The 19470-nt window shown below is 43.8% G+C and carries 20 protein-coding genes; 14 read left to right on the top strand and 6 right to left on the bottom strand.

The window, feature by feature from the left end; all coding sequences use genetic code 11:
- The first annotated feature begins 745 nt into the window (after window positions 1-745).
- From FS373_RS02485 to FS373_RS02510, 6 genes are read left to right on the top strand one after another with little or no spacing between them, the layout of a single operon-like run.
- Window positions 746-1528, top strand: coding sequence for a DUF3450 domain-containing protein (locus FS373_RS02485; protein ID WP_144047255.1), 783 nt, complete (start codon window positions 746-748; stop codon window positions 1526-1528).
- Entirely contained in the window at window positions 1528-2883 is a 1356-nt protein-coding gene (locus tag FS373_RS02490; RefSeq protein ID WP_144047254.1) for a MotA/TolQ/ExbB proton channel family protein, read from the top strand. Before FS373_RS02485 ends, FS373_RS02490 begins: the two co-directional genes overlap by 1 nt.
- Window positions 2883-3407: a MotA/TolQ/ExbB proton channel family protein gene (locus FS373_RS02495; protein ID WP_144047253.1), complete on the top strand. Its 525-nt coding sequence runs from the start codon at window positions 2883-2885 to the stop codon at window positions 3405-3407. Before FS373_RS02490 ends, FS373_RS02495 begins: the two co-directional genes overlap by 1 nt.
- A gap of 13 nt (window positions 3408-3420) precedes the next feature.
- Entirely contained in the window at window positions 3421-3825 is a 405-nt protein-coding gene (locus tag FS373_RS02500; protein ID WP_041419965.1) for an ExbD/TolR family protein, read from the top strand.
- A 1-nt stretch (window position 3826) separates the two neighbouring features.
- Window positions 3827-4447, top strand: coding sequence for an energy transducer TonB (locus FS373_RS02505; RefSeq protein WP_144047252.1), 621 nt, complete (start codon window positions 3827-3829; stop codon window positions 4445-4447).
- A 2-nt stretch (window positions 4448-4449) separates the two neighbouring features.
- A complete protein-coding gene (locus FS373_RS02510) occupies window positions 4450-5709 on the top strand; it encodes a tetratricopeptide repeat protein (protein ID WP_144047251.1) in 1260 nt (419 codons plus the stop codon).
- Between the two features lie 102 nt (window positions 5710-5811).
- On the opposite strand, the gene FS373_RS02515 is transcribed toward FS373_RS02510, so the two are convergent.
- Window positions 5812-6321, bottom strand: a complete 510-nt coding sequence (locus FS373_RS02515; RefSeq protein WP_144047250.1) for a diguanylate cyclase domain-containing protein — start codon at window positions 6319-6321, stop codon at window positions 5812-5814.
- A gap of 135 nt (window positions 6322-6456) precedes the next feature.
- On the opposite strand from FS373_RS02515, the gene FS373_RS02520 reads away from it, so the two are divergent.
- The 6 genes from FS373_RS02520 to FS373_RS02545 all read left to right on the top strand — a co-directional run bounded on the left by FS373_RS02520 (window position 6457) and on the right by FS373_RS02545 (window position 12197).
- The gene (locus FS373_RS02520; RefSeq protein ID WP_152828980.1) at window positions 6457-8304 is read left to right on the top strand and encodes a DUF885 domain-containing protein; all 1848 of its coding nucleotides are present in this window, start codon (window positions 6457-6459) and stop codon (window positions 8302-8304) included.
- A gap of 158 nt (window positions 8305-8462) precedes the next feature.
- On the top strand, window positions 8463-8741 hold the full coding sequence (locus FS373_RS02525; RefSeq protein WP_144047248.1) for a peptidylprolyl isomerase: 279 nt from the start codon (window positions 8463-8465) through the stop codon (window positions 8739-8741).
- Between the two features lie 20 nt (window positions 8742-8761).
- Window positions 8762-9298, top strand: coding sequence for a GNAT family N-acetyltransferase (locus tag FS373_RS02530; RefSeq protein WP_152828981.1), 537 nt, complete (start codon window positions 8762-8764; stop codon window positions 9296-9298).
- Between the two features lie 63 nt (window positions 9299-9361).
- Window positions 9362-9595: an RNA-binding S4 domain-containing protein gene (locus FS373_RS02535; protein WP_144047246.1), complete on the top strand. Its 234-nt coding sequence runs from the start codon at window positions 9362-9364 to the stop codon at window positions 9593-9595.
- Between the two features lie 34 nt (window positions 9596-9629).
- The gene (locus tag FS373_RS02540; RefSeq protein WP_152828982.1) at window positions 9630-10016 is read left to right on the top strand and encodes a ribonuclease E inhibitor RraB; all 387 of its coding nucleotides are present in this window, start codon (window positions 9630-9632) and stop codon (window positions 10014-10016) included.
- A gap of 210 nt (window positions 10017-10226) precedes the next feature.
- Window positions 10227-12197 carry an NERD domain-containing protein kinase family protein gene (locus tag FS373_RS02545; RefSeq protein ID WP_144047244.1) on the top strand — a complete coding sequence of 657 codons (1971 nt, stop codon included), beginning with the start codon at window positions 10227-10229 and terminating at the stop codon, window positions 12195-12197.
- Window positions 12198-12296: 99 nt separating this feature from the next.
- Here the strand turns inward: FS373_RS02545 and gcvA are convergent, their stop codons facing one another.
- Window positions 12297-13184, bottom strand: a complete 888-nt coding sequence (gene gcvA / locus FS373_RS02550; RefSeq protein WP_144049042.1) for a transcriptional regulator GcvA — start codon at window positions 13182-13184, stop codon at window positions 12297-12299.
- 127 nt (window positions 13185-13311) lie between these two features.
- Here gcvA and FS373_RS02555 point away from each other — a divergent pair, with 127 nt between their 5' ends.
- Window positions 13312-14091, top strand: a complete 780-nt coding sequence (locus tag FS373_RS02555) for a TSUP family transporter (RefSeq protein WP_144047243.1) — start codon at window positions 13312-13314, stop codon at window positions 14089-14091.
- Window positions 14092-14518: 427 nt separating this feature from the next.
- Window positions 14519-14725: a cold-shock protein gene (locus FS373_RS02560; protein WP_144047242.1), complete on the top strand. Its 207-nt coding sequence runs from the start codon at window positions 14519-14521 to the stop codon at window positions 14723-14725.
- A 290-nt stretch (window positions 14726-15015) separates the two neighbouring features.
- On the opposite strand, the gene FS373_RS02565 is transcribed toward FS373_RS02560, so the two are convergent.
- The 4 genes from FS373_RS02565 to FS373_RS02580 form a co-directional block, all read right to left on the bottom strand.
- The gene (locus FS373_RS02565) at window positions 15016-16278 is read right to left on the bottom strand and encodes a valine--pyruvate transaminase (RefSeq protein ID WP_144047241.1); all 1263 of its coding nucleotides are present in this window, start codon (window positions 16276-16278) and stop codon (window positions 15016-15018) included.
- Window positions 16279-16642: 364 nt separating this feature from the next.
- Window positions 16643-18034, bottom strand: coding sequence for a HAMP domain-containing sensor histidine kinase (locus tag FS373_RS02570; protein ID WP_144047240.1), 1392 nt, complete (start codon window positions 18032-18034; stop codon window positions 16643-16645).
- Entirely contained in the window at window positions 17970-18653 is a 684-nt protein-coding gene (locus FS373_RS02575; protein ID WP_144047239.1) for a response regulator transcription factor, read from the bottom strand. The genes FS373_RS02570 and FS373_RS02575 overlap by 65 nt, the downstream gene beginning before the upstream one ends.
- Window positions 18654-18699: 46 nt before the next feature.
- Complete coding sequence (locus tag FS373_RS02580) at window positions 18700-19239, bottom strand: PepSY domain-containing protein (protein WP_144047238.1); 540 nt, start codon at window positions 19237-19239, stop codon at window positions 18700-18702.
- Between the last annotated feature and the right edge of the window lie 231 nt (window positions 19240-19470).

Genomic DNA, 19470 nt, shown 5'->3' on the forward strand with positions numbered 1-19470 from the left:
AGTTCGCGAAGCAGTAGACCCTAACTCTATAGAAATAGTATTGAAGACTTGATTTTTTACCGCTAAAACGCAACAGAATAGATCGCGCGTTTTTGTGAATATTTCATAGCATCACATTTGGGTTCAGTGAAACGCTCTACATTGAAAATGATGGAATTATCACCTAATATCCTGTTCTGTCGAAATTAAGTCACTCACCAGAGAATTGTCATTGTGATCTGCGTCACGCCAAACCTTGTCGTGCGCTCGGTGTGAATCTTGGATGTAATTGAATCTACACATTAGCATTTAGCAAAGAAATGGATTGCTTTTAAAGGAGAATATATAATTAGTTTACTGGTAAAACCAGCAACTGTTGCGAGATTGTGAATAATATTGCCAGTTTGTTGCTGCGTTATTGTTAATTAAAACCAAAGTCTTACAGCGTTTTTTTTGTCTTTAAGCCCTGACTCCTGTTAATCATATGATATATGACTTGTTCGAAAACCTGCCTTTTGTAGCTTTTCCCCCCTCTAATGCCTTTTTTCACTAGTTTTAGGTCGTTTCAATTGTTGACACAGGTCAACAATTTGTGAAATGATGCCAGCGGTGCTACACCTTATTCGGTGTAGAAAAATAAGATAATAATTAACAATCACAAGAGAAAGACATACTTATAAGCAGGAAATTATCGCAAATATAAGCGGAATTCCATGTTGTTAATAAGTTAAACCTTTTTAATTTTACTTCAAATTGGTTGGGAACTATGTCCAAGGTAAGCAATAAAACAAAAATCGCTACAGCGCTCGTAGGCGCACTAGCCTTAGCTGGCTCAAACTTAGTGATTGCAGATCCTCTTTCTGACGTTCAGAAGGCTGACAGCAAAATTCACGCTGAAGCAGCAACATCTCAAAAGAAAGTAGATAAGTACTTTGACCAAGCTCAGGACATGGTGTTCGAGTATGGTTCAGTTGCAGATGAGCGCGAATCACTAAAATCTTACAATGATTACGTTGCTGGTCTGGTAGCAGATCAAGAAGCAACAATGAAATTAATTCAAGATGACATCAATGGCGTTGATACACTTCGTCAAGGTGTTGTTCCTCTTATGTTTAAGATGGTTGACGCACTGGAGCAGTTTATTGCTCTGGATCTTCCTTTCAATCAAGAAACTCGTATTGAGCGCGTAAACAATCTTAAGGCACTATTGAACAGTGCAGAAGTGACACTTGCCGAGAAGTTTCGTCTGATCCTTGATGCATACAGCATCGAGCGTGAATACGGCAGTTTCGTTGCCGTTAAAACCGGTCAGCTTGAACTCAATGGTAAAGAGGTCTTGGTTGATTTCTTCAACTTAGGCCGAGTAGCCCTTTATGCACAGAGCTTAGACCAGAAGTCAGCTTGGATGTTTAACGATGAAACTAAGGCATGGGATGAGCTAGATGAAAGCTATCTTCGTGAACTGACTAAAGGCATCCGCATTGCACGTAAACAGGGTGCTCCGGATCTATTCTCGTTACCAATCCCTGCTGCGGAGGCTGCACAATAATGAAGAAGTTAATAACTACAGCAATCGTTGCTGCAACCCTGGTTTTATCTTCAGGTATTGCGAGTGCAGCAGATGCGCCTAAAACGATCGACCAGCTGCTTAAGCAGGTTCAAACAGATCGTGCTAATGCTTCGAAGACAAACAAGAAGCGTGAGCAAGAGTTCAGAAATGAACGTGGCGATAAGGCCGCTCTACTTAAACGTGAAAAGAATGCTTTAGCTACCGAGCGTCAACGCGGTAAAGATTTAAGCCAAGCTTTCTTGGATAACGAGCGCAAAATTGGCGAGTTGGAAGAGAACCTAAAAACGGCTCAAGGTGACTTGGGTGAGATGTTCGGTGTCGTTAAAGGTGATGCCGGTGATTTCTCCGGTAAACTGGTAGCGTCTAACATCAGTGCTCAATATCCTGGACGTGATGTCTTCATCGCAGAACTTGGTGCGCGTAAGCAACTGCCAAAGATCGACGAACTGGAGCGTTTCTGGGAAGAGCAGTTATTTGAAATGGCGCAGTCTGGCAAGGTTGTCAACTTCGAAGGTGCTGTTACCGATATCGACGGTAATATCCGTAATACGACCATCACACGAGTGGGTGCCTTTAACTTACTTGCCGATGGTAAATATGTTGTTTATAACGCCGACCTTGGTCTGATTCAGGAGCTATCGCAGCAACCATCCGGTTACCAAGTCAAAGCTGTGTCTAAGTTTCAGGATATCACTTCTGGTATCGCTCCTCTCTACATAGATCCTATTAAGGGTGTGTTGTTGAGCATCTTCACGCAGAAGCCGACTATTGAAGATCGTATCGAAGCGGGTGGAACTATCGGTTACATCATTATTGGCCTGCTTATTATCGGTGCCATCATCTCTATCGAGCGTATAGTCACGCTTACTCTTGTAGGCGCTAAAGTTAAAGCCCAACGCAAAAATCTGGATAACCCAGGTGACAATGCCTTAGGTCGTATTCTTAAGGCTTTCCACGACAACAAAGATGTCGATGTTGAAACGCTGGAACTTAAGCTTGATGAAGCCATTCTGAAAGAGACACCGGCACTAGAGGCTCGTATCTCGATCATTAAGGTACTCGCTGCAATCGCACCTATGATGGGTCTACTCGGTACAGTAACCGGTATGATTGCTACCTTCCAAAGCATCCAGTTGTTTGGTACTAGCGATCCTAAGCTTATGGCTGGCGGTATCTCGATGGCATTGATGACTACTGTACAGGGTCTGGTCGCTGCTCTACCTCTGATGCTTATGCACGCAATTGTTATTGCTCGCAGTAAGTCAATCGTACAGGTACTTGAAGAACAGAGTGCAGGCATGGTTGCGACTCACGCTGAGAAGAGGAACGCCTAATGTTATTCCTGATGGATATCTGGGATTCCGTCAGGGGCTTTATGGCCGCCGGAGGCGATGTTCTCTGGTTGGTCGCGGCAGTGTTGTTTGTCATGTGGGTATTGATGCTTGAACGTTACTGGTATCTCAATTGGATATCACCAAACGAACATAAGGCAATCATAACCTCATGGGATGCCCGAGAGGATTCTACCTCTTGGTATGCACACCGCATCCGTGAAGCCTGGCTTTCCCAAGCGAAACAAAATTTGAATGCACGTATGCTGTTTATTAAAACCTTAGTTGCCATCTGCCCTATGATAGGTCTTTTAGGCACAGTGACAGGTATGATTTCGGTATTCGATGTGATGGCAGTTCATGGGACGAGTAATGCTCGTATGATGGCAGCTGGTATTTCAATGGCGACCATGCCGACAATGGCGGGAATGGTAGCGGCGTTATCGGGGGTATTCTTTAGTACTCGTCTGGACGCTAAGATGAAAATCAGTTTAGAAAAGCTAAAAGACAGCATGCGTCACCACTAGAGAGAGATTGAACATGGCACGTAGAAAGCATTCCAGCGTGGAAGAGGAAGCTCAAATTGATATGACACCGATGCTAGACATCGTGTTTATCATGTTGATCTTCTTCATTGTAACAACTTCGTTTGTTAAACCTTCAGGCCTTGATTATACCAAGCCAGAAGCGTCTACAGCGACTAAGAAGCCCTCTGCTAACATCTTCATCGGTGTGAGCAAGACAGGAACCATTATGATGGAGAACCGTCTGGTCGATATCGAGCGTGTAACTGCAAACGTAGAGCGTATGCTTGCAGAGGCTCCAGAAGCGGCCGTGCTAATCCAAGCCGATAAAGATGCCAAGCATGGTCTGGTTATCAAGGTAATGGATAGTGTGAAGAAGGCGGGCGTAGATAAGATATCTGTATCGGCGGGGAAAGACTAATATGCTTAGAGGAATAGTATCATTACTACTTGGTGGTGCTGTGACTTATGCCTTATTTGTCTTCATGGCATTTTTGATAGGTGGCGGTCCAACCCGCCACGATGCTTCAACAGAATCACCTATCATCGAAATAACCATGAGCAAAGAGGATGCATCAGCACAGAAGAAACCTAGGGTTAAACCTAAGCCTCCTGCGCCACCTGAGCAGCCACCTAAGCCGGATACAACTCCGCCTGACAGTTCATCTGACATAGATACAAACATGTCATTTAACATGGGTGGTGTTGAAACTGGTGGTGCAAACACAGGCTTTAAACTGGGTAACATGATGACGCGCGATGGTGATGCTACACCTATCGTTCGCATCGAGCCTCAGTATCCGATAGCCGCAGCACGCGATGGTAAAGAAGGCTGGGTACAGCTTAGCTTTACCATTAACGAACTCGGTGGTGTTGAAGACGTTAAAATTATTAAGGCTGAACCTAAGCGATTGTTTAACAAAGAAGCTAGGCGCGCACTTAAAAAGTGGAAATATAAGCCGAAGATTGTTGACGGTAAGGCACTTAGACAAACTGGTATGAAAGTTCAGTTGGACTTCACCTTAGACAAAGGAGGCAGATAACGATGCGTAAACTTAGTTTAAGAACGACTAGTATAGCTGCCGCTTTATTACTTTCTTTTGGTGGTAGTTTAGCACTAGTTCCGGCAGCATCGGCTGTCGAGAAGTGTCCTATCGAGAGTCGTAAGTCTAAAGCCGTTGGTCAAAGTGCAGCGAAGAAAGTGCAAAAATCTTTCAAAGCTTATACTGAAGGCGACGTTGACGGAGCCATCGCGATATTACTCGAGGCCAACCCTAAGAGTGATTTCGATAAAGCATATATTGACCGCATGTTGGGTAATTTCTACGCCGAAAAGTCTCAGATGGGTACAGCAATTAAGTATCTTAAGACTGCTGTCGATGCCGATATCTTAGGTGGCGGTGACCATGCTGCGACGCTGAGACTTTATGCCGACCTCTTGATTCAAGAGAAGAAGTTTAAAGAATCGATCACTTATTACTACAAGTGGATGGAGTTTACCTGTAAAGAGGATGCTCAAGTCTACCGTCGTATAGGTATTGGTTACTCAGAGCAGAAGAACTGGAACAAGGTTCTTGAGGCCGCTAACAAGGGACTATCACTGTCTGATAAGCCTGATAAAGGTTTGTATCAGATGAAGCTAACGGCTTACTTCAATCAGAAGAAGTATCCGGAAGCGGTAAAAGTGCTAGAAACCATGGTGCCACTTTTCCAGGATGATAAACGTCTTTGGGTTCAGTTAGCTCAGTTTTATTTGATGACTGAAAAGTACACTAAGTCGTTAGCCACTTATGATCTTGCTTATAAAAATGGTTTTCTTGAGACTGCGGGTAACATTACTCGTTTAACTCAGCTACTTGCACAGAATGGTTCGCCATACCGTGCAGCCAAAATATATGAGAAGCACATGAAGTCGGGCATGATCAAAGAGGAAGAGAAAACTCTTGGGATTTTGGCTGGTTTCTATCACAACGCGAAAGAGTTGAAAGAAGCTGCTTCATATTATGGTAAGGCTGCAGATGCGGGCAACAATGGCAAATATTATCTAAGACAGGGTCGAATCCTGTCTCTGGATGGTAAGTCTAAAGCCGCTGTTTCCGCGTTTAAGAAGTCACTCGACGCAGGCATTGATAATCCGGGTGAGGCTCAATTTGAGCTAGCACTTGCTTATTTAAACCTTAAGCAATATAAGTCTGCTTATTCGCGTGCTAAGTTAGCGGCGAAGGATAAGAAGACGGCTCGTTCAGCGAAGAGTTATATCTCTTATATCAAAGAGAAGGCACGTGTTCATAACGTAACACTGTAACTTTAACTTGACTAAATGAGTTTTTAAAAGCCCCGAAAGGGGCTTTTTTATTGCTGTGAATTCCTAGAAAACTGCAATCTTACTAGAACTTAGAACCTTCATTTACTGCATCTGCCTCAACTCAATATGTCGATGTTTTTCCATCTCTAATTCATGAGTTAAATTCTCTACGTCTTGAAAAATCAACTCTATGCTTAGGTTACGCGCCGGCGTGCAAGTATAGCCAGCGAGTTCGTAATCGATGTGACTCGTGTGTTTTTTGCCGTATTCTATATTGAAGTTTTCAATTTTCTTTTCAATTCTATGCAACACAATCTGAGTACCAGCCTCATCAATGTTGAATAACCCTAATGCAAAGCTGTTATTGTTGAGTCTCGCTACTAGGTCTGTTGTTCTTAAGATGGCTTCTTGTACCTGTTTCATAAAGAATTCGAGCAGATGAGGTTGCTTAACTGTTTCATGTATGTGCGGGCACAGATACAATAGAGCCAGACTTTGGTGATCTCTGATATGGCGATGCCATTCGCGGTTGAAAACCTCCATAAAGTAGGTTTGATTATAGACGCCAGTTTCTGGATCTCTGAAACCTGAGTTGCGAAATGAATAGATCATAGACTGGCTCCTTTCGGTCCTACAAAGAAGAAGATTGAGATAGCTGTATAAATATAGCAGTACAAATAATTTTGTACGTTTGCAATAAGTATAGAAAATAACAAGCAATTGCACCGAATATAGGGAAAGAAACAGATGAGAAGAGCTTTTTTAGCCGTATCAATAGGGTTAGTACTGGGGATCACAGGCTGTTCAGATAATGAAAATAAAGTAAGCAAAGACGCAGGTTCAACCGCAATCAGTACCTCTTCTGAAGTCGTACAAACCAGCCAGAAAAAAGAAGCATCTGTAGAGCAGGCTTACCTGGCATTGGTGGACGAATTCTTTAAGGACTATCTTAAGCTTGAGCCTATCTATGCCACATTTGTTGGGGTCAATGATTATAACGATCAGTTTGGCGGTGATCTTACAAATGAGTATTTGAAGACGCGTCATGATTTAAATACCAGTTATTTGGCAAGAGTCAAGATGATAGACAGAAGTGCTTTATCTCCTGAGCTACAGCTAAGTTATGACATGTTTACCTATGATAGAAATGTCGCTCTGGTAGATGAAACATTCCCAGCTCGTTTCATGCCAATGAATCAGTTCTACAGCACAGTTATCAGTATGGTACAACTGGGCAGTGGTGAAAGTGCTCAACCATTTAATACCGTCGAAGATTACCATAACTGGGCATCTCGTTTATCTGGGTTCATCGCCTGGACTAAGCTTGCACAAGAGCGCATGGACGAGGGAGCAAGAAGCAAGGTCGTTCTGCCTCGGGTGTTAGTCGAGCGCATTATCCCTCAGCTTAAGGCTCAGCTTGTCGATGATGCCAGTAAGAGCTTATTCTACGCGCCAATAAATAATCTGCCGCAGAGCTTTTCTGATACAGATAAAGCTGAACTCACCGCGAGTTACACTCAACTTATCAATCAAGAGTTAATCCCGGCACTAGCCTCATTAACTGAGTATTTCGAGACTAAATATCTCTCTGTTGCCCGCGCTAGCGATGGTTGGTGGGACTTACCTAACGGTAAAGTTTGGTATCAGCATCTGGCTAATTCCCACACGACTACCCTGATGCCAGTGGATGAAATCCATCAGATTGGTCTGAGTGAAGTGGCTCGTATCTTGTCTGAGATGGATAAGGTACGTGAGCAGGTTAAATTTAAGGGAGATTTGAAGGCTTTCTTCGCATCTCTGTCATCTGAGCCAGAATATTTCTTCACTGATCGCCAGGGCCTTATCGATGGTTATATGAGCCTTAAAGAGCAGATAAATGCTGAGCTACCTGAGTATTTCAATATAATGCCAAAGGCCGATTATGTGGTTAAGCCAGTGGAAAGCTTCCGTGAGCAGTCTGCGGCTGGTGCATCATATGAATCTCCAGCCGTTGATGGCTCTCGTCCTGGTGTGTTCTATATCAACACCTTTAACTTAAAAGCGCAGCCTAAGTGGGGGATGACGACCCTGTCTCTGCATGAGGCTGCCCCTGGACATCACTTCCAAATAGCCATAAAGCAAGAGTTAACTGGAGTGCCAGAGTTTCAACGTTTTGGCAATTACACTGCGTTCGAAGAGGGCTGGGCCCTGTATGCCGAATATTTAGGGGTTGAGATGGGGCTGTTCAATGACCCTTATCAGTATTTTGGTAAGCTGTCTGATGAGATGCTACGCGCTATGCGCCTAGTGGTTGATACCGGCCTTCACGCTAAAGGCTGGACACGTGAACAAGCGATTCAATACATGAAAGATAACTCGCCCATGGCTGAGTCGGACATCGTCGCCGAAGTTGAGCGCTATATGGCTATACCTGGACAGGCACTGTCCTATAAAGTGGGTCAACTCAAGATTCTTTCTCTTAGAGCTGAAGCGGAAGCTGAATTAGGCGATAAGTTCGACCTAAAAGTCTTCCATGATCAGATCTTAACCTCAGGCTCTTTGCCTATGGCGGTGATGGAGTTGAAGATCCATCATTGGATAGAAACTCAGAAGTAATTGAATACGAGATTAGTTAAACACAGTTTCATCAGCTAAAGCTTTTTAAACCCGGCTTTTATCAATATACTGGCTGGGTTTATTTTTTCTAAAATTTGTCATCGCTAAGGTATCTAGATACTGGCAGGCAAATTCATCACAACGTTAGGAGTTACACCATGGTACAAGCCACAGCAAGACATCTACTAGTTAGCAGCGAAGATAAATGTGAAGCACTTAAGCAGGAAATCTTAGCCGGTGCAGATTTTGGTGATGTGGCAAAGGCTAACTCATCTTGTCCGTCGAGTGCTCAAGGTGGTGACCTTGGTTCTTTCGGCCCAGGCATGATGGTTAAAGAGTTTGATGAAGTCGTGTTCAATGCGCCTCTGAATGAAGTTCAAGGCCCTGTTAAGACACAATTTGGTTATCACCTGCTTGAAGTGACAAGCCGCGGATAATTAGCAAAAGGTCATACTCTATGCTCGAACTCTATACCGATCGGCTCAGGCTTCGCAGTCTCAGAGCCGATGATTGGGATAATTTCTTGATGCTTCATCAAGATCCTATCATCAATCAATTTGTCAGACAGCCGGTCGTGGCGTCTGTGATTCTGGAAAATTTCGAGCATAGGTTAGTACCCTGGCAATATGAATCCGGTGACTGGTTGACTCTGGTCATAGAGGAGATTGGAACCGATAAATTTATTGGCTATACCGGATTATATTGCGTTAATCACGATTGTGACCGCGCCGAAGTGGGTTATATGTTAGCCAACGAAGGTCAAGGTAAGGGTTATGCTACTGAGGGTCTTAAGGCGGTCATTGACTGGGCTTGCTTAAGTTTTCAGGTGCACAAGTTTATCGGCCTGTGTGCGAAACAGAATATCGCATCGGTAAAAGTGTTGGAGAAAAATGGCTTCCAACTGGAAGGCGTGCTGAGAGACAACTATAAAATCGATGATATCTGGATTGATGATTGTACTTATGGCCTATTGAGCCATGAAAGAGGCGAATAGGTATTATCCTTGTCTAAGCTCGGTGCTATAATCTCATAAGAATTTTGATTAAAGGTAATACGTGTGACAGCACAAATAGAAACCTTGGCCCTATTGCCAGGTGAAGAGTACATAGAGTTATATAAAATTTTAAAAGTCCAGGCCATGATTGGCGGGGGCGGTGAAGCTAAATTCGTTATTAGTGAAGGCAAGGTAACCGTTGACGGTGAAGTTGAGACCCGTAAGCGTAAAAAAGTCCGGGCTGGTGAAGTGGTTTCTTTCAATGGCGAGTCAGTACAGATAGTCATTGCACCTTAATTGGTGATTGAATAACAATTAAGTGGAGTAATAAATGCAATTTCCAGATGATGACAATGGCAAGATGCTCGCAGCGATGGCCGATGCGGGTATTGATCTGACCAAGCAACTTGATGTCGACTTCTTCCTTGTTTTTGATGACCAAAGAGATGCCGAGTATGCCAGTGAAGAGCTGGCAAAGTCTGGGCTTGAAGGTGAATTTGAGCTTCATCTCAACGACGAGCTTGGCCAGTGGGAGCTGATTGTTTGTATTCCCATGGTTCCTGAGTATCAAGCCATAGTCGATCGAGAAGTTGAGCTCAATACATTTGCCCAAGAGTTCGGCGGCGTGACCGATGGTTGGGGCGTGATGCAGCATCAAGAGGGCGACGATGAGTTTGCCGATGACGAGCACGAATGTAGTGACGAGTGTAAGCACTAATCAGTCTGCTACGCATCTCGATTGATGCCACTTGGTGGCGTTTTTATTGGGTTTACATCGCTAAGCGATGAGATGACAGATATTTTGTATTAAGCCACCATTTGAGTGGCTTTTTTTATGCCTCTAATTCATGATGTAGCATCAAATGGTTTACCATACTCACACCTAGATTTAACAAGTTGGGTAATAGCCACAGAAGGACCAGAGAGAATGGCAAAGCAGATAAGTTTTGGAACTCCAGTCAATGATGCCGAACGTTGGGCTTTTTCCTTGTTGGCGGATGAGCTACCCGATAATTACATATTACTCACCAATGTGGAGATCCCAACTAAATCCGGGCAAGCCATGGAAGTTGATGCGCTGGTTATCGGCGAATGGGGTGTGTATGTCGTCGATGTCAAAGGCTATATAGGACGCTTAGATGCCGGACTTCATGCCTGGTCCTTAGATGGCAGGCAGGTGGATAACAGTCTGGCCAAGGCCAACTATGTTGCCCGCGTTCTGGCGGGTAACGTCAAGCATAAGATCCCTGTTGGTGTCTATGCGCCCTGGTGTCAGGGAATGGTATTTGTGACCGGACGCAGGGGTGAGGAGATTGAGCTGGAGAAGCAACAAGGGTCTTTGAGTATCTATACGCCGCAACAGATCGTTGCCGCTCTGACCAAGGAGTGGGGGCTTACAGCGCCTCGCAGCCATCAGGTGACTGATGAGCAAAAAGAGATGGTGCTTAAAACCATAGGTCAGGTCGCCCTTGTTGAGCAACGTAATAATAAGATCCAGGATTTCACTAAGCTCAAGTGTCTGTTCATTCAAAGTGGCTTAGAGGTCTGGCAGGCAGAGTACAATCCTGGTGGGTGGACGGCTCCCTGGTTACTGAAAATTCTGATACCGACTCAGTTTGTCGATAAAGAGCAGTCAGAGGAACATGAGAGTCGTTTGCGATCTGAGTTTAAGCGTCTGCAAGCGCTCACTGGCTGTAGTGGCGTTCCCTATTGCGCACCGCTTATACAGGATGGTGAGCAGCTAGTACTTCCAATAAGGATGCCAAGAGGCTTACCATTAAACATACTTGAAGCTGAATCATTAACGACCTATCAACTGCTTGAGATCTTAAGGCGCTCAGTCTCTGGTCTGCAGCAGATCCACCGCAGAGGATATACTGTTGGTGGCTGGACAGGGAACTGTATTTTTGTATCTGATCTGGGGGATGTCGAGTTTATTGATATCAAAGATAACCTCAATAGCAGTGAAGATATTCAAGCTTATGCAGCAGGATTCCAGGCTCTAGCTGAGCAGACTAAACAACCGCGTGTATACCAATGGTATCGTTTGGCGGCTAAAGGCGGCACAGTCGATCTTGATGCCCTTAGATGTGATCTGTCGGCACTGATAGATAATGGCGTTTGCGATACCTTGCCGGAGCGAGTAGAAATCACCACTGGGGCGATAATCGATCACCACTATAAGCTGGAGCAATTTATCGCGGCAACGCCTAATAGCCAGTTCTGGCGTGCAACCCACATCCAGGGGCAATATCAGTGTGGTGTTTCAATTTATACTAAGGTAGAGGCCAAATGGCCCACCTTGAGTAACTTATATCGTAGCCTGTCTAAATTACATCACCCCCATGTCGAAAAGGTGTTGGGTTTTGGCCAGTTGCCCCTGAGTGACGAGCTCTTTATCGCACGAGCATGGGAGTATGGCGTATCTCTGGATGAGCTGCCTGAAATTCAATTGGGTCAGCCTGTGATGTGGTTTACGCAGCTGCTAAGCGGATTGCAATATATGCATCAGATGGATATTTATCATGGTGCCATTTGTCCTAAAAATATTATCTGTAACCAAGAGAAAGCTATCTTAGTCAACTTTGGCATCGGCTTAGACATTGCGACTAGTCACTACGCCAGTCGCTATGCCGACCCTAAACTCTGGGCCGCAGAAGGTGATGCTGAGAGAGATCTTTATGGTTTAGTGGCCGGCTTTATCTCCACTTTGGCACCTATGTCATTGCAGGGAGACGGAGGACGTGAGGGGATTATTCAAGCGCTTAATTCTTTCGATAAGCAGTGGTTTGGTGAGAAGACCTTCGATACCTGCATGAAGGTATTAAATTTTGAATTCGAGGCTACGCCGGGAATGAATTATCTTCAAGCCTTCGATGTGGTAGATAGTTTAGTTTAAGGGGTATTTTCACCCTCAAACATAAAAAGAGAAGCTCTATTTGGGCTTCTTTTTTATGTTTGATACTCTGTGACGCTAGGGTTTAGGAGCTAGGAGTTGCTAGTTACGGTAGGGGGCGAATATCTCTAATAACCAATCGATAAAGGCTTGGGCTTTGAGTGACAGGTTACTGGATTTTGGGGTCAACACGTAGTAGATGTAAGGACTGGTGAAACCTGTATCGAAGGGGATAACTAAACTTCCATCAGCCAGTTGCTCTTCGATAAAAAATCTTGGAATAAGTGCGACTCCCATGTCACCAGCTGCTGCTTGGCTGAGCATATAGAAATGTTCCATGCCAAACTTCTTATCTGTGGTCAAAGCCAGTCCAACCTGCTGTGACCAGTAGGGCCAAAGCTCTGGCCTGGTCGTGTGTTTAAGCAAGGTCATCTTGTTGATGTCTTCGACGGTGTTAAGTTGTTCGGCTAACAGAGGGGAACATACCAAGCAGAGATCTTCATCCATTAGCTTGATAAAGTTGGCATCTGTCGGCTCATTCTGAGCACTTCTGATGGCGATGTCACAACGGCTCTTATCGAAATCTACCGCAAAATCGCCAATGGAGAGATCCACATACAGATGAGGGTGTCGCCGCTTAAATTCCTCCATCCGGGGGATAAGCCAATTGATGGTGAGGCTAGGCAAGACGTTGATAGAGAGCGTCTGAGTTCGCATCTGTTGTGACTTTATCTCATCTGTCGCATTATTTATGGTCTGCAGCGCCGACTGCACCTGAACGAGGTAACGTTGGGCATCATCAGTGAGCAATAATTTTCTATGTTGGCGAATGAATAAGGGGACGCCTACAAATGACTCCAATCCCTTGATCTGTTTGCTGATGGCCCCATGAGTAACGAAGAGTTCGTTGGCCGCTTTGCTAAAACTCAAGTGTCTCGCGGCAGATTCAAAAGCCAGGAGTGAATTGAGTGGTGGAAGAGGTGAATGCATCATGTGCCCGCTGATTATTTGTGTGAGAATATCTCACTCTAAGTGGACGATAACTCCTTTGCACATCTTGTGCAAATATCGTCTAATAATACCATTCTACGCGTGTAAACTATTTTGAGACTTATCTATGCCATTGGAACTATCCTATGAACTTATCGCACTCCTGTTTGGCGTGGCTATGTTGGCAGGCTTTATCGACGCGATTGCGGGAGGCGGTGGTTTAATCACTATTCCAGCACTTATGTGGGCAGGTCTTCCGCCTACAGCAGCACTGGCGACCAACAAGCTGCAAGCCTGTGGTGGCAGTTTCTTTGCCAGCCTATACTTTGTGCGTAAAGGCATGGTGAAACTCGGTGAGATGAAGTTGGCTATCGCTTGTGCCTTTGTCGGTGCCGCTATTGGTACCATAGCCGTACAGATGGTCGACACAGCTTTCTTAGAGACATTATTACCCTTCTTAATTCTAGGTATAGGTGGCTACTTTCTGTTTTCAAAGAAGATCAGCGAAGAGGACAAACATCAAGTCTTTACACCTGTTATGTTTGGTTTTACAGCAGCATTCGGCGTTGGGTTATATGATGGATTCTTTGGCCCGGGAACAGGCAGTTTCTTCGCATTAGCCTTCGTGTCTCTTGCTGGTTTTGGCCTCGCCAAAGCCACAGCTCATGCCAAAGTGCTCAACTTCTCGACCAATATTGCCTCACTCATTTTTTTTGCCATCGGTGGCAAAGTATTTTGGTTGCTCGGAGGTGTCATGCTCGTTGGTCAGGCAATCGGAGCCACTCTGGGCTCCAGACTCGTCCTGACTAAGGGGACAAAAATAATCAAGCCATTGGTCGTCACTATGTCTATCGCCATGAGTGTAAAGCTACTGTCGACACAATATGATCTTTTTGCTTGGGTTTAACTGAGCTTGAGAGTGTGGATTTTGCCAAAACTTCTACCTTAATATGGTATAAAGTGTTCCTGACATTTCCCATATTTATATGGGGCAGATGATGGGACTCCCGAAAATGTGGGATCATCTTTGACCCTGCTTTGAAGCTAGCAGCATCTACATAAGTTGATCTATAAGACCATTCGACATTATCCTGTCTGACCTTTTTATCGTATAAGCTTAAAAACGACTACCGTAAAAAAGAAAACTCCTATAGCATACCCCATAATGTAGATGTGGCAGCAGCCAAGTTTACCAAGCAATTTATGCTTGGTAACCAGCGCAACGCATAAATACTAAGCTTTTATGTGTTTTGTCGTATACTTTTACATTTATATTCGAACGGTGAATTCGGATATAAACTTTTGTTTTTCACCAACAATTATGAGTAAATATAATGGCTAAAGGTACAGTTAAGTGGTTCAACGCAGATAAAGGTTTCGGCTTTATTACACCTGAAGATGGCAGCAAAGATCTGTTTGTTCATCATTCAGAAATTCAAGCTGGTGGCGGATACGCAACTTTGAGTGATGGCCAGGCTGTTGAATTCGAAGTTGGCCAAGGTCAAAAAGGTCCTTGTGCAAATAAAGTAGTTCCTGTTTAGATAGGTAGCTGCACATAAAATGCAAAGGCAGTCGGACACGTTAATGCGTGCCGACTGCTTTGGGCATTATGTGCCAATAAGTTTTTAGTGGGTGATGTCTAAATGGACAATGCATCAATTTTTATTAACATTTAAGATTCGCCACTCTTAACCTACTTTCATCTCTCAACATTTTCGCAAGTTATTTGAGGCTATGGTATTTAGCCAATTGACCAAATACCAAACCAGCTCAATGAAACAAACCTAAGAAGATATTTGACACTTGTTATCTGACAAGTAAGCACGGCAGCCTAAGAGTTTGCATAAGCCTTCTCAACTACTTCTGCGATAATCGCAATTCCTTCACGCATCTTGGCTTGATCTTGCACATAGTTCATTCGTAAGCATTGGTGGGCATGCTCCCACTTTTCCTCCGATTGTTCTTTCTGTCCAAAGAAGAAATATTCTCCCGGTACTATCAATACTCCACGAGCCTTTAATCTGGCATAGAGCTCCATAGTGGTGATAGGCAATTCATCGAACCAGAGCCAGAGGAACATGGCACCTTCTGGTTTATGAATTTTGAACCTGCTGTCTGTGATGGATTGCTGTAACAAAGACAGTGCAAACTCTGATTTTTCTTTATAAAAAGGTTTGATCACCGATTCGCTTAAACGTAATAGATCGCCTGATTCAATCATGTGCTTGGCAATGGCTGGGCCGAATCCTCCGGGGGCTAGGCTGATAATGCCATTAAGATTCGTCAGCGCCTGAGTGATCTCCTCATTGGCTATCACGATGCCGCAGCGCACGCCGGGTAAACCCAATTTGGATAAACTCATACACAGTATGGTGTTGCTGTTCCAAAATGGTGTCACTTCTTCGAAGATGATATTCGGGAAAGGGGTGCCGTAAGCGTTATCTATGATAAGAGGAATGTCATTTTTGCGTGCTAAGAGGTCTAATTTGGATATCTCAATATCGGTCAACACGTTGCCCGTGGGATTGGTGGGGCGAGACACACATATTGCTGCTACCGAGTCATCCACTTTTAGCTGCTCAAAATCCACATGATACTTAAACATGCGGTTATCTAGCATCTCGATTTCGGGGCGGTAAGAGACAAATATATCATCGTCCAGTCCGGCATCACTGTAACCTATATATTCAGGTGCCAGAGGTAAGAGTATTTTCTTGTGGCTGCCATCAACTTGCTTGCCAGCAAGCAGATTAAACAGGTAGAAGAAGGCACTTTGGCTGCCGTTGGTCAGGCTGATATTTTTCTCGCTGATATCCCAGCCATAAGTCTCCCGTAACAAGCCCGCTAAGGCTGTTAGAAAGGTATCTTTACCCTGAGGACCATCATAGTTACCTAATGCCGCTATCAACTCACCGTTTGCCAGCATCTCGCTTGCTGCTTGGTGAAAATAATCCTGCATCGCAGGAATAGTGGCAGGGTTGCCACCGCCCAACATAATGGCGCCTGGTGTGCGTAGCCCATCATTGAGATCATTCATCAACTGATTAATGCCGGAGTTACGATTAAATTTTTCACCAAACTTTGAATACTGCATGAGCCTAATACCTAAAAATCGTAATTTCTTATGAATACCTGTAGTAACAATATTCAGTAAGAAACGCACTCATTATTTCATTTTTAAGTGCCTAATTTTGCAATCCATCATGTTTTGCGAAATAAATCGCAATTTATTTGTTCAGTTTAGGCTTATGGGAATAGGGGGAAGATATGAGTTGATGTAGTGCCTTTTATGGTGAACACTAAAAGCTAGGAATTCCGTTTCCCAATACAGTGTAGATGCGGCTTTGAGAGTTCAGGGATGGGCTATCAAGCTTTGACTCATTGTGTGTTACGGCACTGTTTTCTTATCACTCGCTTATAATTGTCTCATAGATATGCTTTACCAGTAATCGTATTTTTTAGTTCGAAAATTCGACTTGTACAATTAAGCCTGGTTGGTTATCCAGTAACTCTATTTTCCCGTTATGCAGTTGTATAATGGCTTTGACTAAGGTTAAGCCTAAGCCAAAACCAGCCACACCACGGCTTTTTTCAATGCGATATAAGCGCTGAAATACTTTTTCCTTTTCGATATCACAAATACCAGGTCCATTATCGCTAACAGTAAAACCACGGGGTGTTAACTGAACGCTGATTTGTGCTTTATTTCCGGCGTACTTACTGGCGTTTTCTAGCAGATTATATATGGCTCGAAACAATAGCGTTGCATCACCTTGAATAGAGAAGGGCTCAGCGCTTTCTATACTGACAACTTGCTGTTTCTCTTCTGCAAGCGGCTCTACTAAATCCACAGCATCGATAATGACTTGCTGTAAATCAACCGTTTTAAAGTGTTTGGTGTTGCTCTCTTTCTGTTGCTGGAGCCTAGTCAATTCAAGCATTGCACTAAAGGTAAATAATATCTCGTCGAGCTTATCTAGCATAGATTCTAGCTGCTCACTGGGGTGATTCAGTTGCTGTTTAGTTAATATCTCCGATTCAATTTGCTGCCTTAAATGGCTCAGTGGCGTGCGTAAATCATGAGCAATCGCATCAGTGATCCCGGAAACCGTTTCAAAGGAGTGTTGCAATTGATTGAGCATGGTATTGATATGTAAGGCCATATGATCATATTCATCATTATGGTCCGATACTGCGACACGTGCGTTCAATTGACCTGATTCAACCCGTAAGGCGACTTGATTAAAGCTGTTAATGCGTTTTAACACCCGCATTGAGAAAACTAAGCCCGTTATTATGCCGAGCAATACGGCCAGTAATAATGCAACGGCTGAGGCACTGATAAATTGTGCTTTAAGTTCATATAATGATTCATCGTCGACAGCCACTATGAGCGTTCCAGAGGCCATAGGCTGAGCACAACCGGAAACCAGCCTGATCTCATCAAATTGGTCTAACCAAATCGGGAAACGCGATAAGCTCGGGCATTGCGATAAAGTCGTAGGGGGGGCGCTAAGTCTACCAATGAGCTGTTGCTCTATTTGATAACTCAGAATGTATTGACGTGAACTTTGAGCCTGTAGCTTAAATTGTTCAATAAACTGCTCTGTACTTAATTGCTCAGCAAGTGATGTTTGCTGAGCAATAATATTAGCCATTTGTAACCCTTGTTGGCGGTTCATTTGACCAATGCTCAATTGATACAAGACTACCAGTAAGATGGTCACCACCGATAATAACAAGCCAGTATACAAACGAGTTAAACGCCACACCGAGTGGGCGGTTTTAACGCTGCTCCACCATTCTGTAACCGACGCCACGTACTGTTTCCAGTAAAGGGGTAAGACCATCAAATTCTACCTTTTTACGCAATCTTGCCATATGAACATCAATAACATTCGTTTGTGGATCAAATTGATAGTCCCAAACTGCTTCAAACAATAACGAGCGAGATACCACCTGTCCGCTATGCTCCATCAAATAACGTAACAGCTTAAACTCTTTTGGCAGCAGGGAGATTTCAGTTGACCCTCGGAACACCTTATGAGAAAGCAGATCCATTTTTAGATCGGCAACGTGCAAAACGCTGGTTAGCTTTTCGCTGTGAGTACCTTTGCGCTGAATTAAGATCTCAATACGCACGAGCAACTCAGAAAGCGCAAAAGGTTTGATTAGGTAATCATCACCGCCTTCACGCAGCCCTCTTACACGTTCAGAGACGCTATCTAAGGCACTTAAAATAAGTACTGGTGTTTGTTTGCCTGCATTTCTTAACGTCGATAATACCGTTAAGCCATCTAATTTAGGTAGCATCCGGTCAAGCACGATTAATTGGTAGTCGCCTTCAAGCGCTAAGAATAAACCATCTTGGCCATTATCCGCTAGATCAATCTCGTAGCCCTGTTCTTTAAGGGCTTTTTGTAGGTATTGACGAGTCGTCTGGTTATCTTCAATAACAAGAATTCGCAAAAAGTTTCCCTAGGGGAGTGCTACTCCCCTATAAATGTTGACTGAATTAGCGCTTCATTACTGGAATGGCTTTGCCAGTAGTTACATCTACAATGACACGTGTAAGGCCTTGCTCGCCCATGAGTTTAAATTTGTAGAATGTAATGCCTTTTTTGTTCTCTAATTCAAACTCAAAAACATCAGCACTGTATTTAAGCTGTAATTGGGCAATGGTCGCGCCTAAGTTAAATTTTGACGCTTGTAACTCCTGTAACGCTAACAGGTCATCATTATCTAATCGACTTAAGCTATTTTTAGTTTTATGTTTTAACACCGCACCATCTGCAAGGCTTAATTCAATGTCATGCTTTTCTTTTGTTTCAAGATTGACAGCTTCAATATCATAGGTTGCTTGATTATGATGATCATCAATTTCAAATTCGACAATGTGCTTAGCGTAATCTGTACTTACCTTCTCAATCGCCTGCTCTAAAGTGAAATTAGCGCGTTGTAATGCTAGTGCGGACAGTGCATCGTCTTCACGACCCGCAAATGCTGATAGTGATGTGAAGGCCAGCGCTGCACAGATTAATTTAGTATATTTCATTTTGTTATCCTAGTGGGTTGTTGGTTGAGAACTGAATTGTACGTGTTGTCCCTTGCACCAACGTGGATGAATCATTACAAAAAGTTAATCCTTAAACTAGGTATTTATTGCATCAGAATCTAGTCATCACGGGGAGCAGTTAAATGAGCTTAACTCAAAAAAGACTAACACATCTTTAGCTGCAAAAGTGATTGTCACAGGGTTATCATGCTTGTGAAACGGCGATAGTTT

Source organism: Shewanella sp. YLB-07 (assembly GCF_009377275.1).

Bases quoted from the DNA above. Each gene is read 5' to 3' on its own strand.
- FS373_RS02525 (WP_144047248.1), top strand. From the start codon at position 8,463: ATGGTACAAGCCACAGCAAGACATCTACTAGTTAGCAGCGAAGATAAA.
- FS373_RS02540 (WP_152828982.1), top strand. From the start codon at position 9,630: ATGCAATTTCCAGATGATGACAATGGCAAGATGCTCGCAGCGATGGCC.
- FS373_RS02515 (WP_144047250.1), bottom strand. From the start codon at position 6,321: ATGATCTATTCATTTCGCAACTCAGGTTTCAGAGATCCAGAAACTGGC.
- FS373_RS02490 (WP_144047254.1), top strand. From the start codon at position 1,528: ATGAAGAAGTTAATAACTACAGCAATCGTTGCTGCAACCCTGGTTTTA.
- FS373_RS02500 (WP_041419965.1), top strand. From the start codon at position 3,421: ATGGCACGTAGAAAGCATTCCAGCGTGGAAGAGGAAGCTCAAATTGAT.
- FS373_RS02580 (WP_144047238.1), bottom strand. From the start codon at position 19,239: ATGAAATATACTAAATTAATCTGTGCAGCGCTGGCCTTCACATCACTA.
- FS373_RS02485 (WP_144047255.1), top strand. From the start codon at position 746: ATGTCCAAGGTAAGCAATAAAACAAAAATCGCTACAGCGCTCGTAGGC.
- FS373_RS02565 (WP_144047241.1), bottom strand. From the start codon at position 16,278: ATGCAGTATTCAAAGTTTGGTGAAAAATTTAATCGTAACTCCGGCATT.
- FS373_RS02505 (WP_144047252.1), top strand. From the start codon at position 3,827: ATGCTTAGAGGAATAGTATCATTACTACTTGGTGGTGCTGTGACTTAT.
- FS373_RS02530 (WP_152828981.1), top strand. From the start codon at position 8,762: ATGCTCGAACTCTATACCGATCGGCTCAGGCTTCGCAGTCTCAGAGCC.
- FS373_RS02570 (WP_144047240.1), bottom strand. From the start codon at position 18,034: ATGGTCTTACCCCTTTACTGGAAACAGTACGTGGCGTCGGTTACAGAA.
- FS373_RS02495 (WP_144047253.1), top strand. From the start codon at position 2,883: ATGTTATTCCTGATGGATATCTGGGATTCCGTCAGGGGCTTTATGGCC.
- gcvA (WP_144049042.1), bottom strand. From the start codon at position 13,184: ATGCATTCACCTCTTCCACCACTCAATTCACTCCTGGCTTTTGAATCT.
- FS373_RS02520 (WP_152828980.1), top strand. From the start codon at position 6,457: ATGAGAAGAGCTTTTTTAGCCGTATCAATAGGGTTAGTACTGGGGATC.
- FS373_RS02510 (WP_144047251.1), top strand. From the start codon at position 4,450: ATGCGTAAACTTAGTTTAAGAACGACTAGTATAGCTGCCGCTTTATTA.
- FS373_RS02545 (WP_144047244.1), top strand. From the start codon at position 10,227: ATGGCAAAGCAGATAAGTTTTGGAACTCCAGTCAATGATGCCGAACGT.
- FS373_RS02560 (WP_144047242.1), top strand. From the start codon at position 14,519: ATGGCTAAAGGTACAGTTAAGTGGTTCAACGCAGATAAAGGTTTCGGC.
- FS373_RS02555 (WP_144047243.1), top strand. From the start codon at position 13,312: ATGCCATTGGAACTATCCTATGAACTTATCGCACTCCTGTTTGGCGTG.